The following is a 17291-nucleotide window of genomic DNA, read 5'->3' as shown; positions in this document are numbered from 1 at the left end:
GAAAAATTATTATTTATAAATTATGAGGAATCATTATTGTATGTATCAGAAATAAAAAGCCCGTTTATTATTTCAGAAACAAATCCTGCCCGTGGGAAACCAAAATAAATGAAAAAGATAAATTAACACGGACAGGATGAAATTTAAAAATCCACTAACAAAATTACATTGGAAATACAGAGGCAGAAACAAAGATTTACCCAAACTGGTAAATTAACATCCGAAGTGCCATATAATGTTCCCAGGGTGAAAAAAACATCGTAATCAAACGGGAGCACTTGAGGCAGTGTCAGTAAAATCAGTACTTCGGAATAACTTTTACTGCGGACAGACAAAAAACCTGATACAGATTCTATTTCATTTTAATACTGTCAATTACCATTCTCTTCCAAATCTCTCATCTTCAGCAGTCCATCCATTTCTTGAAAGAAGGTGCTTTTTCTCTGCTTATGATAACCTCACGTCCCTTATCCATTTTGAGTACTATCTTAAGCTTAGAATTGAAAGAATTGGTTACGGATTTAATACTTTCAGCGCGGATAAAAAACTGGCGGTTAGCCCTGAAAAAGATATCAGGATCTAATTCTTTTTCAATTTTTTCCATAGTATACGAAACCGGTATGATCTCTTCTGTTTTCAAAAACAGATTTGTAATTTTAAATTCAGAATATATAAAATCAATATCCGCAACGTTAATAGTCTGATAGCCGTTACGCGCCGCAACAAAGAAACGTGACCTGTAGACCTTTTTCTGGATCTTGTCCATTAGAATTTCAATAAAACCTGCCGTTGGTTTCTTAATTTCAGATAAAGCTTTAAACTTTTTAATTGCAAATTCAAGTTCATTTATTTTAACTGGTTTCAAGAGGTAGTCAATGCTATTGACCTTAAAAGCCCGTATAGCATATTGCTCAAAATCTGCTGTAAAAATAACAGGACAGGCAATATTTACTTGATCAAAGATTGAAAAACAAAGCCCGTCAGAAAGCTTCACATCCATGGTAATTAAATCAGGAGCAGGATTAGCCTCCAGATAATCCACCGCAGCTTTTACACTGCCTATAATAGCCAGAATCTCGCATCCGGGCTCAAGTTCTTTAAAAAGTCTCTCTAAATAACCTGTATTTATGCCTTCATCTTCTATAATTAAGATTTTCATAATTCTTTAAATAAATTAAAGGGGGCTGTGATAAAATTCGATATTATCCTAAAATAAGGATCATCTGCTTAAACGATATTTTACATTACAGCACCATTTCTGTATTTTAATTCCCTATTTTAGGAAAAACATGTCCCTGACTCATGTTTAAATAGAGGAATGATCATATTGACCATTCTACTTCAAAAAGCATCATTATTGGTAACCATTTCGCAAGTGCGCCAAAGTAAGAGAACAAAGTGATCGTTTCAGACGTTTCATAACCGGGTCGTTAAATTTCCTAAAATCAGCTGTTCGGGCTGACTTGACAAATCTCTAAAGATTTTTTAACACTAAAAAGGTCTACTTCCCGCCGGTTTTGGTCTAAAACCATTATTCTTCACATTGCTGTTTTAATTCAATGGAAACTTTTTAAGACTTAAATTATCCCCGGCTGTTAGAAATACTATAGTAACCGCCTTCCCATTACTGAAATGAAAGGAAACAGAAATAAGAAAAAATGGTTGCAGATTATAAAATGAAACCAGATTCAAACCTTCATAAAGCAGCAGATCTCGATTTATTGGTAATTTTAACAAGGCAAATCCTCTTCTAATTTAAAATTACATCCTATGAAAAAATTCTTTTTGTTTATTTTCAGCTCTTTAGTTTTTTTTAGCTGTGAGAAGAAGACAGCTGATGTGATATCATCCCCAGCCGGGACTTCTGCAGACGGATATGAATTTGTTGGCGGCTATCCAACAGAAGCAACGATACAAAAGGCATACGATGATGCCGATCTTAATCGCGCAATACAAGCTTATAAATTTTTCTATCCAACAGTTTCCGGTGCCGCAATTGGTTTAGGAAATCTTGCTGTTGGAGTAAAAGCCAATACTGTGTTTGGTACTATGGATACAAAACCTATTCAGGTTGGTTATACATTAAATTCAGATACACCATATGGCCCTGTTATGATGGACTTATCAAAAGGACCAATGGTTGTTGATATTCCGGCTGGACCACTAATTGTAGCGGCTATTGATGTAAACCAAAGATGGGTTGCCGATATGGGAATTCCGGGACCTGATGCGGGAAAAGGCGGAAAACATCTTATTCTGCCATTTGGTTACAAAGGACCAATTCCATCATCTGGTTATTACATTTGGCATTCTTCCTCAGATAATCTTTCGGTTGGAGCACGTTCACTTCCTGTTGGCGGTGATGTAGAAGCAGCTTTACAGCGTCTGAAAACAATTAAAATTTATCCATTCAATAAGACTTCGGATTGGAAAGAGCCAACATGGATCGAATTAAGCAGCAAACCACAAAATACAACACCTCTAGAATATGAAACCAAGTTTAAATATTGGGAAGTGCTGAAAGAAGTTATCGATCGTGAACCTTCGTATGACGGATATCGCAATTATTACGGAGAACTGGCTGTTTTGGGAATCGCAAAAGGAAAACCATTTAATCCTGACACACGTATGAAAGGCATATTGGAAAAAGCAGCAAAAATTGCCAATGAACAAATGCGGGTTCAATCTTTTGCAGATCGTCGTACAGACCGAGTGGTCTGGAAAGACCGCCAATGGGAATGGGTTGGTTTACGTTATGAAAATGGTGATTTTGATTCCGAAAATTATGTTGATATTGATGCGCGCGAAACATGGTTTTATCAGGCAATTGGTGCTTCGCCGGCAATGTTTAGACGCCAGGAAGGTTCCGGTTCTTTATATTGGCTTGGATTAAAAGACAATTCCGGTAAATATGTAGACGGCTCCAAAACCTATAAACTCACTATTCCAACTCCTGTGCCAGCAAAACTTTTCTGGTCTGTAACTGTTTATGATGCTGAGACCAGAAGCCAAGTTTCGACCGATCAAAACAAAGCCGCTTTGCGCTCTCTTTTTGAACTTAAAGACAAAATTGGCGGCAAAACTGTCGACTTATATTTTGGACCAAAAGCGCCGGAAGGAAAAGAAGGTCAATGGATAAAAACAATTCCAAATAAAGGCTGGTTTGTGTACATACGAATTTATGGCCCGGAGAAAGCTGCTTTTGATGGAAGCTGGAAACCGGGAGATTTTGAAGAAGTGAAGTAATTCTGTAATTATAAAAAATAATTATTTCAAAATATTTGTAATATAATTCTTGTGTTTTCGTTTTATTAAAAGTAAAATTTTGTATTCCCTCAGCAGTCCTTTAAAATACAAAATGAAAATTCATCTCAAGTAAAAAGGTTTCAAATTATAAAATGAAACCATTTAGATACTAAAAAAGAACAGTGATATCGACATAAAATATAATTTTAGAGATCAAATCAGTAATTTGACTCTTTTGTAAAACTTAACTCCTTTTGAATTATGAAAAATCCAGTCTCAATTTTGATTCTTTTATTTTTAAGTTTAACCGCCTGTAAAAAAGAACAGTCTGCAGACAGCAAAACCGCTGAGGCAGCTATTGCTTCAGACTCCATTACAGCTATTGCAAAACAGGCCTGGATATATGGATATCCAATGTTCTATAATTATAAAACTATTTATGCCAGTGCCATTGCTAAAGAAGCAAAAACGTATGTCGGTTTTAACAAATTTAAAAGCTATTCAAACAGTGCCACCCCAGCCGATACTTTAGTGGTAACAATAAATAATGATACTCCTTATTCTAGTGCAGCAATTGATGTCTCTGACGAGCCGGTAATTCTGCAGGTTCCAAAAATTGAAGGCGACAGGTATTTTGTCATGCAGTTTACAGATCTGTATACTTTTAATTTTGAATATGTGGGTTCGCGCGCGACAGGAAATCAAGGTGGAAAATACCTGATTGCCGGTCCGGATTGGAAAGGCGAAACACCTAAAGGCATAGACAAGGTGCTGCATTCAGAAACCAATTTAATCTTCTTAATTGGACGTACCGAATTGGACAGCCCGAGTGATGTACCAAATTTAAAAAAGATACAAGATCAATATAAACTGATTCCGCTGCACGAATTTACCAAGCAGGCAGCTCCGCCGGTTAAAAAATACGATATGCCTCTTCCTGCATGGAAAGAAGCTGATTATAGTTCTGTAGAATTTATTAACGTCTTGAACTCCTTATTGCAGTACACCAGCGAAGACAGCAGTGAAAAAGAACTGCGTGCAAAGTTTGCAAAAATTGGAATTGTGCCTGGCAAGCCTTTCGACAGTTCTAACTATCCTCCGGAAACTTTAAAAGCCATAGAGAAAGGAATTTCAGAAGCTAAAGCAGAATTGGATTCGAAAATAAAAGAAGTAAAAGATTCCGGAAGTCTGTTTGGAACACGAGCAGCGCTTAAAAATAATTACATGAACCGTGCAATCGCGGCGGCTACCGGACTTTACGGAAACACTAAAGAAGAAGCTGTTTACACAGGGAGTGCCACTGATAAGGACAATCAGCCGTTGTCTGGAAATAATAAGTACATTTTAAAATTCCCAAAAGGCCAGCTTCCTGACGCTAAATATTTCTGGAGTATCACTATGTATAATCTTCCTAAACGATTTTTGGTTCCAAATCCTATAAACAGATATTCTATTGGAGGTAAATCTAAAGGTCTTAAATATGAACCTAATGGGGATTTGATTATTTATTTTTATCCTGAATCGCCGGGAAAAGACAAAGAAAGCAATTGGCTGCCAACTCCAAAAAACCAAAATTTCAATTTCGTGTTGAGAATTTATGGACCACAGCCAAATGTGATTAACAATGTGTGGAAAATGCCGCTTCCTGAAAAAATTAAATGATAATTTTTAGAGAAAATAATTGAAAAGCTTCGGATAAATCTGGGGCTTTTCTTTTAGAATTGTCTGCTAGTCTTCAAAAATATCGTAAATAACAGTACATAGTAGTTTGATTAAACAAAGAAATTTTCAATTTATTATAATCCCAAAACAGGTAAAATTACGTGTTTGGGTTCTATCATTTTTATTTAATTTTAACATACGTAAAGATTACCAGACTATTGAATATTACCTTTACAACGTATTACAAACAGGTTTTTGTAAAAATAACAGACGAATAATAATTAAATCTGCAGTATGAAAATAGGTATTATCGGCATTGGAAGTCTCAGCATGGAACTCGCACAAAGAGCAGTCGCGGAAGGAATCGAAGTTATATTACATAACCCAAGAGGCAATAATCTGATAAAAGAAGCTGTCTGCAAAATGGGTTCTGCCGCAAAACTGGGGCTGCTGACTGAGGCCTCAAATACAGATATAATAATTCTTTTTGCAGCAAAGGATGATTTAGAAAAGATAATCGCAGATATGCCCGATATGACAGGAAAGATCATTATTCATACCAGCGGCCTTTTGTTTAATCCCAAAACACTGCTGTCGGGAATCTATAGTTCATTTACCTACCCTATAACAGCGTCACTGCTTCCAAAAGCGCATGTGGTAAAATTATTTAATCCTGTAAAAATAACTGCGGCTAATACTGCCGATAATAAAAACAAAGATGAAGTATTTTTAATCGCAGACCATCATCCGTCAAAAATCTCTGTGATGACATTTCTAAAAAGGCTGCATTTCAGTCCTGTTAACCTTTCAGGTCTTAAGCTTCAAAATACGTTTCTGCACCTGCAAAATGAAAATCATTTACCCCATCTTCGCAAAAATTAAGCTGAAATAATTCAATATTTTTATAATACAAATTTCTGTAACGCGGTAAAACAACAAACGAAACAAATCAATTTTTAATTGCGCTTTACAAGGTAATGGTGATGAAAATCTCACCTTTTTATATTACAGATTATATAAGTCATCGGTATAATATTCCCATTTTTTTAGATTCTAACAAATTCTTCTGCAAACTCCTCTACTTTATTCCAATCTGTGTATTCTAATACTGCTTTTGAAGAGGTTGGTCCTTTTGTCATCAGCATAATTAGTTTTATTAAAATTCTATCCTTAAGAGTATAAAGCTTATAATTTAATGTCCCTGCAAATACAGCTACTTTATAGGGTTTCCATTCGATACTATTTAAAAATTTTATTACGTACGGATTGGTTTCGGCTGTATTTTTCTCAGTTTTACGTGCAACCAAATTAACAGATATAAAAGCTGCTTTTTTTGAATTCAAAAATTCATAATTTTCCCCAATAAATTTCTCAATTTCCTCATTGTGCTTCCCATATCTGACACTTGAAGCAATAACTATTTTATCATACGATTTAAATTCTTCCTTGAAATTAGAAATTGAAAACAAATCTGCATAATGGTTATTGTCTGTTAAAACTTCTTTTATAAATTGACAAATTTTCTTTGTCTGGCCATCTACCGAAGAATAGATGATAATGGTTCTTTTCTGCATTTTCTTTGTTATTATTATTTAATCTTTTTTGTAAAGTCTCATAAAAATCAAAGAATAACTGCATCTTAAAGAGAAAATCATTCTAAATTTCTACTCACTAATTTGTCTTCTAAGCCTGGCGAAATACCTTTTCTTTATTGAATTTGAAATGTTTGATTGTCTTGCATTTCAAAAAATAATGTATTCAGAATTTCTGATTTTTTTGAGATTCTTTTAAGCCCAAAACATTAACAGCAGATCATTTTTTTGAAACAAATTTTAATCTGCTGTTTTATAAGTAACAATATTACTAAGACATTCTTAACCTGTTTATGATTTTTCTCATATAGATCTTAGAAAAGGATAAATAACCAAAAAACTGGAGAAAAAATTTAGTCTCATTTTTGTAATCAATTAATTTACTGAACCTTAAATAGTTTTATTGTTCCATTAAAAGTAAATTTTATCATTAGATTTTAAACTTACCTTTCACAATTCTTAACCAATACGATTACTTTTTACAACGCTGCACGACTAAAACATCTGAGAGCTTGTGAAAAGGCTAAAAAAATAAGAGGCGATCAGGCCGCCTCTTATTTAAGTCAATATTTACATTTTTATATTCTTTTAATTCGTTTCTGTCTTATTCTATAAAACCATTTAATACGAAACGCCGTCGGTTTTTATCGTTAGACAGATGCTTTTTTATTTTTAATGAGAAGTACTCATCTTGATATTAATTTTTAAATCCTCTGAACCTACAATAAATTTTGCATCTTCATATTTAGGAGGCCCCATAAACCCTTTGGCATTATTAGAGCAGGCTACCGGCTCTTTCGGCATTCCTATAAAATACTTGTCAAGCTTACCATTACTATTCCTGTCCTGATAGACAAGAACTGTATATTCTCCACTTGGAAGCCCTGCGAAAGTAACCAAAGCAGTGTTTGATTTTATTGCAGATGAACTTGTTTTGTATGTTTTTTTAAGGAAACTTTCTTTAGTATTATACAACTCTGCAATTACGATTCCTGTGTTATCTTTTAAACTAGAAATGCTGATAGTGAGATTTGAGCTCTGTGCTAATCCTAAAGTAGTGCTTAACAGCACAGCGGAAACGAAAAATTTTATCATGATTATTAAATTTGATACTTTAAATATAATAAAAAAGCAATGCAGAAAATACCTTTTCTTTACAAAAATCTGAGGCTTTTAGCCACTTTACATATCAGATGGAAACACAACTCATCAGCCTTTTGAATTTTGCCTCTGCTGATAGTTGATTCTTAAGTATTTGTTATCGATTCTAAAAGGTTCGAAAAAATCCTGTAATTTATCGTAATTTTATAAATCGTTTGTCTTTAAGGAAAAGACAAACCATTACACTTAGGAAAGACAAAAAAACTTAAACAAATTTTATAAAAAATGCAGAACATAGAAAATAAAGTAGCCTATATAACCGGAGCATCGAAAGGCATAGGTTTTGGGATTGCAGAAGCTTTAGTGAAAAATGGTGTAAAAGCTGCAATTTCGGGAAGGGATACAGAGGCACTTAAACAGGCACAGCAGGCATTAGGAAACCAGAACGTACTTGTGCTGCAGTCGGATGTAAGAAACTTTGATGACGAGTTTAAAGCCGTTGAAAAGATTGTATCAGAATTTGGAAAACTCGATATTGTCATTGCAAATGCAGGAATTGGTAAATTTGCCCCCATAGACCAAATGTCCCTCGAGGACTGGAACGCGATGATTGATACCAATCTTACAGGAGCTTTCCATACGCTTAAAGCAGCCAGTGGACAACTCAAAGAGAATAAAGGTTATTACATATCTATTGCATCGCTTGCCGGAGCCAATTTCTTTGCCAACGGCGCCGGATACAATGCTTCAAAATTCGGGTTGGTGGGTTTTACACAGGCTGCCATGCTGGATCTGCGCAATTATGATGTAAAATGTACTACCATTATGCCCGGCTCAGTTACTTCAAACTTTAACGGTCATACGCCAAATGAAGACGATAAATGGAAAATCCAGCCTTCGGATATCGGACAAATGGTTGTAGATCTCTTAAAGATGAATCCTAATGTGCTGCCAAGCAAAATAGAAGTCCGTCCGACAAAAACTAAATAAAATCCTCTTTGGGTTTTAAACATTCTAAAAAAGCTTCAGAGAAATCTCAAGCTTTTTTTATTACCAAATTTCTAATTCAAATGAAATAAAAAAATCTGCCTCGATTGAAGCAGATTTTTATAATAAAATTTAAAGAAATTAATCTTAGTTATTGGTCACCGAAAGCTTAACTTCAATATTAGATCGAGTCGCATTTGAATAAGGACAAATCTGATGAGCCTTTTCTGCTAATTGCTGTGCTTCTTCAATAGAAACTCCAGGAATATTTACGTTCAGTTCTACTGCCAGACCAAAGCCGCCGTCTTCGTTCTGTCCGATACTTACTTTTGCATCTACTGAAGTTTCACCTGTTTGAGTTTTTGACAAAGTAATAACACGATTCAGTGCACTGTCAAAGCACGCCGAATATCCTGCCGCGAAAAGCATTTCCGGGTTGGTAAAATCATCATTGGCTCCGCCTAAAGCTTTAGGCATTCTTACCTCAAGATTCAAAATTCCGTTATCGCTTTTTACTTGTCCGTTTCTACCGCCTTTTGCAGTAACGCCGGTTGTATATAGTATTTTCATTTTATTTTTGAATTTTATTTAAAATTTTCTGGACTGTTTCTTTGAGTTCAAATAGATCTTCTGTTGTGAGATTTAGTTTCTCCTGCATTTTTAAGGGAATTTCACATGCTTTTTGCTGCAAATTTCTTCCCTCATCAGATAAAAAAACTTCAACTGCTCTTTCATCTTCTTTTTTTCTTCTTCTGATAATGAAACCCTTAACTTCGAGTCTTTTCAAAAGCGGTGTCAAGGTACCGCTGTCCAGATACAGTTTTTCGCCAACCTGATTTACAGTCAATCCATCTTTCTCCCAAAGCACCATCATTACAAGATACTGCGAGTATGTAATATCAAGTTCATCAAGAAATGGCCGGTACAAACCGATAATTTCCTTTGCCATAACATAAATTGGAAAGCAAAGCTGATTTCCTAATTGGAGCGGTTGGTGATTTTCCATAATTGGATGACAAAAAATTGAATAAAAATTATTTTCTAATAATAAATTCCTCCATAGGAATCCTTACTTTTTTCATATGAGACAACCAGTCATTTTCGGTGTCTCTATAACCCAGATATAAAAGCGTAACACTTTTTAAGCCTAATTCTCTAAGTCCTAAAATCTCATCTACCACTTCATTACTGAAACCTTCAGCCGGAGTAGAATCAACCTTTAGTTCGGCTGCCTGAGCCATTGCCAGGCCTAATGCAATGTAAGATTGTCTTGCTGTGTGTGCAAAATGCTGTTCAGGAGTCTGAGCTCCGTAGATTTGCTTAATCTGATCAGTATAACTGCTGAAACGACCTCTTGGTAATTCTCTAACATCAGTGTGATGATCATAAACTTTATCGATTTTCTCATTAGAATAGCTGTCCCAAGCAGCAAAAACCAATACATGAGAACAATCTCTCATGACTTCCGGATTTAATGCTCCTTTTACCATCTTCTCTTTCAGTTCCTGATTTTCTACCAGAATCACTCGAAAAGGCTGTAAGCCGGATGAAGTCGGGGCTAATCTTGCCGCTTCTAAAATTTTATTTATATCTTGTTCTGACACTTTTTTTGTTGAGTCATATGCCTTTACGGCATGTCTCCAGTTTAAATCTTCTAGTAATGACATAGTTTAGTATTTTATAAATTAAAATTTTGAATCTTAAATTTTCTTGAATCAAAATCACTTTGCAAAAATACAAAACAATTAAATTGCGCACAATTTAATTTTATAAAATATTCTTAAAATTATTTGGTTCGAATTTGTGTAATTTTACGTGAGCTAACTAAATAACCACCAGTACAAATGGATAAACTCCTTACTAGCATCAAGAATATTGAACATGGTTTTAAGCATATTATTGAAGCAGGCGACAGTATTTTAGCAGACAAAACGAAAAATCCTTTTGATCTCGCAGTGATTTTTTTATCTGATGACGCTTATCAGGTTAGAATGCTGGCTGTTTATCTTTTAGGACAGCTTTCGACCGAGAATCCCGCAGCTCTGGAACTGCTTGAAATAAAAGTTTCGAAGGACAAAAATTGGCGGGTACAGGAAATGCTGGCAAAGGCATTCGATCATTACTGCAAAATTATCGGCTATGAAAAAAGTCTGCCAATGATTAAAAAATGGCTGGATGACAAAAATCCAAACTTAAATCGAGCAGTTATTGAAGGACTTAGAATTTGGACAAGCCGGCCTTACTTTGCAGAAAATCCTACGGCGGCAATACAACTAATCAGCCAGCATAAATCTCACGATAGTGAATACGTAAGAAAATCGGCAGGCAATGCACTTCGGGACATAAGCAAAAAACATAAAGAAAAAGTACTTGAAGAAATCTCAACCTGGGACCTAACTCATAAAAAAACAGAGTTCACCTATAAATTAGTAAAGGGAAAATAAACATTTGAACTGTTACAATACCAATTACAAGAGATGAAGCGCTTCTGCTGTTCTGACTGCCTCAATAGAATTGGTAACATTTAATTTTTCTAGAATATTCTGTCGATGTCTGTTCACAGTATTAATACTGATATTCAGTCTGCAGGCGATTTCTTTACTTATTAGTCCATGACTTATGAGCTCCAGAATTTGTTTCTCGCGTAATGTTAATAAATTTATACAGTTTGTATAATTATCAGCATAGAAGCCCTCTCCTGTCTTTGTATTGACAATCATACCTTGAATACCGTTTGCACTTCCTGATTTTTCAAATAAGTAATTATATAGACATACTGCAAGCCACAGACCTCCTTTAGAACTGTTTTTAAGATAAAAACTGCGATGCAGAATCTGCTGATATTCATTTTCAGAATTTAATGCTCTTAAACTGCATCTGGTGCTGTAATTCAATCTTTCTCCTGTTGGTAATTCTTTTAAAAAATTAAAAAACTCCAATTCCAGAAGATGTCTCTGAAAAAGATCATCAGGATGAATGCGTTTGTAAATATCTTCCTCCCAGATGGAATCAATTGTGGTATAACCAGAAATGCTTATTTTAAAAAAGCTGCCAAAATCTCCTGCGAAAATATAGCTTTTATTATCTGCCAGATCAGATAATACGGCCACTGACTGTTCCAGCTTTACATACCCCTGAAGCTGGCAAAGAGTTTCTTCTAAAGCCTCTTTACGTTTCTCCGGACCGTCTACAGATTCTAAAAAAAAATGGTCTTCTAAATTTGATATTGGATTCATAATCGTTTTTTGAGTGCATTCTCTGCTAAAATATTCTAAATATCACTTTTAAATATGGTTATATATGACTATTGCTGAAAAAAAATCAATTTGTCTACTTTGTACAATAATTATTTAAACTCAGCAAAATGAAAAAAATCTTCTTAATAGTACTCTGTATTAATGTTTTTAAAGTTAGTGCTCAAAAACTAAATGCCATGCATTGGTTAAATGAACCGGAAGAGTGGGAAATTAAAGACAACAAGCTTATTATGCAGGTCACTCCTCAATCTGATTACTGGAATAAGAGTCACTATGGTTTTACAGTATACGACGGTCCTTTTTATTATACAGAAAGAAGCGGAGAATTTGAAGTAATTTTAAAAATGAGCGGTGTATATAAAACCAGATTCGATCAGGTGTGTCTAATGCTTAGAATTGATGAAAACAATTATGTCAAAACTGGTATTGAATATGTAGATGGAATATATAATATATCAACGGTGCATACTATAAACACAAGTTCATGGAGCGTTCTGGGCCTTAAGGATAAGCCAAAAAACATTTGGATGAAAGCGGTACGAAGACTGGATGCATTAGAAATCTTCTATTCTACAGACGGCATAAATTACACTATGACCAATACCGTTTATTTTCCGGAATTTAAAACCGTACAAGTTGGTATGATGGCAGCAAGTCCAGACGGCAAAGGGTTTACGGCTGCTTTTGAAGATTTTAAAATTACGCACCTCCCTGACCAAAGACGTTTGGACTGGCTTAAAAACAATCCCTAACAGCATACGTTCTGATTTTAAGTTTCAACAAAGTGTTTCAGTATTACAAACCAGCGGATTAGAAAAAACGTAATGATTAAGCTGGTTTGTATAGTAAAGCTTTTTGATTAAATATTCCTTAATTTGAATTGAATGTTTTTTTTAACACATTCAATTTCAATACACATTCTCATTTTTAATCATCAAAAACAAAACATTAAATGTCAAAGATCATTTTACTGATTATACTTACTCTCTTGATGTATATAACATACATCGAATGGTTACTCTACTAATACATTCATTTTGCGATTTCCTGCGTGAGCGTTAAAGTAATGTTTTAACAACAGTTAAAGCAGTTACTTTTCACCCTTTATTTCTTCTAATAAAGCAACCTTCTGTTAATTTACTATAAATATCATCTCTTAAGCTTCTTGATAAAGGAATTTTATGGTTTCTAATTTCTAATGTATTGCCTTCTATTGACTGAATGTGTTCTGTATTGACAATAAATGATCGATGCGTCTGAACAAAGACATCAGATGGAAGACTGTCAGCCATCATTTTCAAAGTACAGTACATCATTTCTTTTGACTCAACAGTATGAATTAAAACATAATTCTCCATACTTTCTATAAACAAAATGTCTTTGAATTTCAGTTTTTTAGCTTTTTTATCTACTTTAATAAAAATATAATCCTTATTTTCAGTTTTAAATTCCTTAACGTGCTGATCATATAGTCTGTTAGCAGATTTGAGAAAGCGATCATAGGATACCGGTTTTAAGAGATAATCGAAAACATTCATTTCATATCCTTTCAGGGCATATTGCTCATAAGCCGAAACAATAATAATTTTAGGAAGATTTACCGCAGAGGCCAAGAATTCCATACCGGAGAGACCGGGCATTTCAACATCAAGAAATATTACATCTACAGATTCTTTTTTAAGTAAACTGTTTAATTCTATTGCTGTTTCGCATTCTCCTGCCAGCGAGAGAAAATCTGTTTTTTCAATATAACTCCTGATACCTTTACGGGCCACGGGTTCATCATCTGTAATAACACATTTCAATTTCATATTATAAAAGTATTTCTTAGGCGCAATTTTCAGCGTTATTGTTTTAAAGATACTATCAGTATAACTTTAAAAAAATCTTCTTCATCATGTATATTTAACACATACTTTTCAGGATAAAGCAATTCCAATCTTCGTTTTAAGTTATTAAGTCCTATACCTCTGCTTTTTGTATATGAAAAACCGGAATTTTGGGAAACAGTGTTTCTCAGTTCAAAATAGATTTGATTATTCTCCAGCTTTAATACAAAATCTATCTGATACAAACCTCCAACATATTTAAATGCATTTTCTAAAAGCGGCTGAAATAGTAAGGGATGTATGCGCTCTTCGTGCAAAGCCGGATCTATTTCAATATTTACTACAAGTTTATCGGTTTTTCTAAGTTGTTGAAAAGCAATAAAAGAACGCAAATAATTTATTTCCTGATGAAATGCGACTTCCTGATTTACATCATAAAGCTGGTAGCGCAGTAGTTCTGATAAATATTCGATACTTTTTTTTGCCTGCAATGTATCTGAATCCATTTGGAAATAAATAGTATTCAAGGCATTAAAAAGAAAATGCGGATGATACTGGGATTTTAAAAATTCAAGCTCTGCTTCTTTTTTTTCTGTTTTCAATTTTTCGAGCGTCAGATTTTTTTCATTTACATTTTTCTCTATAACGGTACTGCGGATCAGTGCATAAAAAATCAACAACAGTGGCAGATAAATTGAATTAATAAGCATATAATCGATCCAGCCTGACCCCATAAACAGCACTCCCAGTGCCTGACCGGTAATAAGCAAAAGATTCAGCAAAAAAGTTAGTTCTGCAAGAATAAAAAGATAATGCTTCGCTGTATCTTTAAACTCAGCTGTTCTGCGAAGTCTTCTTCTCCATAAAAAACTACATACGTAACAGGTAAAAACTGATAGTGTTAATGCTACAGCATGCAGCTTCATGTCGCCTTCCCAGAAAATACCACGATGTGTTAAATCAGTGACAGCTCTCAGTAAATTAAACATGAGAATCCCCCAGAAAGCCGGGTAAATATATTCAATTGCTATTTTATTTGTTTTAATCATGTTGCCGGTTCTAATTTACTAATTGATACGGTTACTTTCTTCCATATTCTCTATTTTTCGCATCGCTTTTGATGAATTGCCTGAATCAAACCTCCATGAAATAGTAATCCCTGCCATACGGCTGTCCCTCCTTTCCTTGTAAAATCCAGCAATAAGACTGTTATAGAGTCTGATATTCTGAATATTAGTCAAAAAGACATCATTGATATATGCATATAAACTTAACTTGTTTTCAAAGAAGTTTTTTCGTGCTCCAAATGATACAGAACCTATTGTGCCAATTTCGGCCTGTCCCTCGGCCATTGCACCGCTATAATATCCTGTTGCTTCAAAAGCCCATTTTCCAGGCAGTTTAAATTGATTGTTAAATTGAAGTACAGGCGTCAAGAGACTATTTGTATACAAAATGCCCATTTCCTGCCATTGGAATTTCTTATATGTTAAAGAACCATTTAAATGTAATGTCCACCAGTTCATTGGACTGATATTATTAACACCTGCTTTTATTCCTAAAGCATAACTTTTTGTCAGGTTTAAAGGCGTTACAATTGTAATATCGCTTTCTGATTCGGTGAGATAACTTTTACTGATGGGATTTTTACGTGTATTGTAAAACATACTCAATGTATATTGCTGTTTTACCAGCCATGACAATTCAATGTTATTTATCAATTCCGGTCGTAATGCCGTATTGCCTCTCTCCTGCAGATACCTGTCATTTACTTCTGTGAAGGGGCTGAGGTCTCTGTAGTTTGGGCGGACAATGCGTCTTCCGTACTGCAGTCCTACAGTGTATTTATCTGTGATATTGTAGCTTGCCGAAAAGGCCGGAAAAAGCTGTTGGTAGTTCCTTACAACTGTCGAATCACGCCCTCCTGAAACATAACGTCCTTCGGTATCTGTTAATTCAAGACGAAGTCCTGCTTTGGTTGAAAAACGTTCTGACCATTTTTGTTCTGTCTGCAGATATGCTGCCAATACTTTTTCTTTATAAAAAAAATTGCTGCTAAGTTTTTCATCTTCAATCCATCCGCTCGGCTGTAAAATATTATATATTGCATTATTGTCAATAGCTATTGATGAACCTTTCAGCCCTGAATAAAATACAAATTTCTCATCTGTATCCCAGCTAAAATCAGATTGTAGATTTGTTATTTGTATAGTACCTCCCATTCTCCCGCGGAGCTCTTTCTCAGAATCTGGCTCTGATGTATTAGAGATGCTGCTTTCCTGATCCAATTTTTCGTTCTGTTCGAAAACAAGAAAATTAAATAAGTTTTCCCATTTTATTTTGGGACTGAATTTATATACTATCCGAATCCCGCCTCCTAAACTTTCATGATTAGAATTCTGTTCATTATCAGTATAAAGAGAAAAGTCTCTAAAACCAGAACCTTGAAAAAGCTCAGACAAAACTGCTTCATCTTTATTTCTTTTAAACCAATTTCGATATACATCAGTACTTAAATTTAAATTTTCTGAAAACCGGTACTCAATTCCTGTTTTTAAATAATGTGAATTCGAACTGAATTTTCTGTCTGCATCCATGTTGAGAACTGCGGCGCTTGTATCTGCCGTTTTGGTTCTTAAATATTCCCTATACGAATTGACTAAAATATAATCTTGTCCGCTTCTAAATGAATAATTGGTAAAGAATGTATATTTTTCACCATCCAGCTGTAAGGAAAAGTTTTGATTCTGTCTGATACGTTTTCCTGCTTCTATATTCGACGCAAGATTAAGATTTACCCCTTCTTCTCTTTTCTTTTTGCTTTTAATATTGATAAATCCTGCCGGTCCGGCAGCATCGTACTGAGAAGAAGGGTTGGACACCATTTCTATTTTATCAACTGTACTGCCGGACATAGAACGCAGCATATTCAAGAGATTTTCGCCGCTTAAATAAGACTGTTTACCGTCTATCATCACATTTGCACCTGTCTGCCCGTTCAAAATAACCGATCCGTCACTCAAAATTAATATTCCCGGGATTTTTTCCAATATACTCAAAAGCGAACCATTAGATCCTAATGAAGCTGCAGAAAGCGTAACCGTGGTTTTTCCCGGTTCAAGTTTAAATGCAGATCGTTTCGATTGAACCGTTACCTCATTCATTTCAACAGTTTCCATTTTCATAATGATATCCGGCATTTTCAGATCTTCTGAAGCTGTTTTTATGAACAGTGTTTCTTTGTTATAACCAATCAGTGAAAATACTATTTTATAACTGCCTGCTCTTATATTGGAAATTGTATAAGTACCTGTAGAATCCGTTTCAGCACTGGCTGCAAAACCAGAATCTTCTTTTAGAACAAGCACATTTACATCCGAAAGAGGTTTTTGATCATAAATTATCTTTCCTGAAATATTTACCTGACCCTGTATCGTCTGCGCTGCAAAAAATGTCAATGCACACAGAATTATTTGTTTTACCTTCATATTTACTTTTTATTCTTAATGAAGACAAAGCTATCAGGACAATATTCTTTAGAGAAACTTTCTTGACCGGTGGTTCAAAACCCTTGATGAATAGCACAACAATGCGTAAAACATGAAATTATTACAGAA

16 protein-coding genes are annotated in these 17291 nt (G+C 34.6%); 6 read left to right on the top strand and 10 right to left on the bottom strand.

Annotated features, from left to right (window positions below):
* Positions 1-403: 403 nt before the first annotated feature.
* A complete protein-coding gene (locus OZP11_RS00570) occupies positions 404-1159 on the bottom strand; it encodes a LytR/AlgR family response regulator transcription factor (protein ID WP_281233301.1) in 756 nt (251 codons plus the stop codon).
* Between the two features lie 611 nt (positions 1160-1770).
* Between OZP11_RS00570 and OZP11_RS00565 the strand changes: the two genes are divergently transcribed.
* The 3 genes from OZP11_RS00565 (at position 1771) to OZP11_RS00555 (ending at position 5790) form a co-directional block, all read left to right on the top strand.
* A complete protein-coding gene (locus OZP11_RS00565; RefSeq protein ID WP_281233300.1) occupies positions 1771-3246 on the top strand; it encodes a DUF1254 domain-containing protein in 1476 nt (491 codons plus the stop codon).
* A gap of 261 nt (positions 3247-3507) precedes the next feature.
* Positions 3508-4908: a DUF1254 domain-containing protein gene (locus OZP11_RS00560; protein WP_281233299.1), complete on the top strand. Its 1401-nt coding sequence runs from the start codon at positions 3508-3510 to the stop codon at positions 4906-4908.
* Positions 4909-5202: 294 nt separating this feature from the next.
* A complete protein-coding gene (locus OZP11_RS00555; protein WP_281233298.1) occupies positions 5203-5790 on the top strand; it encodes an NAD(P)-binding domain-containing protein in 588 nt (195 codons plus the stop codon).
* A 164-nt stretch (positions 5791-5954) separates the two neighbouring features.
* Here OZP11_RS00555 and hemG read toward each other — a convergent pair whose 3' ends face one another.
* Together hemG and OZP11_RS00545 are read right to left on the bottom strand one after the other, a co-directional pair.
* On the bottom strand, positions 5955-6482 hold the full coding sequence (hemG, locus tag OZP11_RS00550) for a menaquinone-dependent protoporphyrinogen IX dehydrogenase (RefSeq protein WP_281233297.1): 528 nt from the start codon (positions 6480-6482) through the stop codon (positions 5955-5957).
* Between the two features lie 690 nt (positions 6483-7172).
* Entirely contained in the window at positions 7173-7595 is a 423-nt protein-coding gene (locus tag OZP11_RS00545) for a DUF2141 domain-containing protein (protein WP_281233296.1), read from the bottom strand.
* Positions 7596-7886: 291 nt separating this feature from the next.
* Here OZP11_RS00545 and OZP11_RS00540 point away from each other — a divergent pair, with 291 nt between their 5' ends.
* A complete protein-coding gene (locus OZP11_RS00540) occupies positions 7887-8591 on the top strand; it encodes an SDR family oxidoreductase (RefSeq protein ID WP_281233295.1) in 705 nt (234 codons plus the stop codon).
* Between the two features lie 144 nt (positions 8592-8735).
* Here the strand turns inward: OZP11_RS00540 and OZP11_RS00535 are convergent, their stop codons facing one another.
* Genes OZP11_RS00535 through OZP11_RS00525 form a run of 3 tightly spaced genes read right to left on the bottom strand, consistent with a single transcriptional unit; the run spans position 8736 to position 10255 of the window.
* A complete protein-coding gene (locus OZP11_RS00535) occupies positions 8736-9158 on the bottom strand; it encodes an organic hydroperoxide resistance protein (RefSeq protein ID WP_281233294.1) in 423 nt (140 codons plus the stop codon).
* 1 nt (position 9159) lies between these two features.
* A complete protein-coding gene (locus OZP11_RS00530) occupies positions 9160-9594 on the bottom strand; it encodes a MarR family winged helix-turn-helix transcriptional regulator (protein WP_281233293.1) in 435 nt (144 codons plus the stop codon).
* A 28-nt stretch (positions 9595-9622) separates the two neighbouring features.
* Positions 9623-10255, bottom strand: coding sequence for an NAD(P)H-dependent oxidoreductase (locus OZP11_RS00525; RefSeq protein WP_281233292.1), 633 nt, complete (start codon positions 10253-10255; stop codon positions 9623-9625).
* A 177-nt stretch (positions 10256-10432) separates the two neighbouring features.
* Between OZP11_RS00525 and OZP11_RS00520 the strand changes: the two genes are divergently transcribed.
* Positions 10433-11032, top strand: a complete 600-nt coding sequence (locus tag OZP11_RS00520; RefSeq protein ID WP_281233291.1) for a HEAT repeat domain-containing protein — start codon at positions 10433-10435, stop codon at positions 11030-11032.
* Between the two features lie 24 nt (positions 11033-11056).
* On the opposite strand, the gene OZP11_RS00515 is transcribed toward OZP11_RS00520, so the two are convergent.
* Positions 11057-11824 carry a helix-turn-helix transcriptional regulator gene (locus tag OZP11_RS00515; RefSeq protein WP_281233290.1) on the bottom strand — a complete coding sequence of 256 codons (768 nt, stop codon included), beginning with the start codon at positions 11822-11824 and terminating at the stop codon, positions 11057-11059.
* Between the two features lie 128 nt (positions 11825-11952).
* Here OZP11_RS00515 and OZP11_RS00510 point away from each other — a divergent pair, with 128 nt between their 5' ends.
* Entirely contained in the window at positions 11953-12597 is a 645-nt protein-coding gene (locus tag OZP11_RS00510) for a DUF1349 domain-containing protein (RefSeq protein ID WP_281233289.1), read from the top strand.
* 345 nt (positions 12598-12942) lie between these two features.
* Here OZP11_RS00510 and OZP11_RS00505 read toward each other — a convergent pair whose 3' ends face one another.
* The 3 genes from OZP11_RS00505 to OZP11_RS00495 are packed head-to-tail and all read right to left on the bottom strand — an operon-like array spanning position 12943 to position 17162.
* Positions 12943-13656, bottom strand: coding sequence for a LytR/AlgR family response regulator transcription factor (locus OZP11_RS00505; RefSeq protein ID WP_281233288.1), 714 nt, complete (start codon positions 13654-13656; stop codon positions 12943-12945).
* A 35-nt stretch (positions 13657-13691) separates the two neighbouring features.
* Positions 13692-14723: a sensor histidine kinase gene (locus OZP11_RS00500; RefSeq protein ID WP_281233287.1), complete on the bottom strand. Its 1032-nt coding sequence runs from the start codon at positions 14721-14723 to the stop codon at positions 13692-13694.
* Between the two features lie 18 nt (positions 14724-14741).
* The gene (locus OZP11_RS00495; RefSeq protein WP_281233286.1) at positions 14742-17162 is read right to left on the bottom strand and encodes a TonB-dependent receptor; all 2421 of its coding nucleotides are present in this window, start codon (positions 17160-17162) and stop codon (positions 14742-14744) included.
* Positions 17163-17291: the final 129 nt, after the last annotated feature.

The sequence above is a fragment of the Flavobacterium gelatinilyticum genome, from assembly GCF_027111295.1.
Lineage (GTDB): Bacteria > Bacteroidota > Bacteroidia > Flavobacteriales > Flavobacteriaceae > Flavobacterium > Flavobacterium gelatinilyticum.
This window is presented reverse-complemented; position numbering and strand designations above follow the sequence as displayed.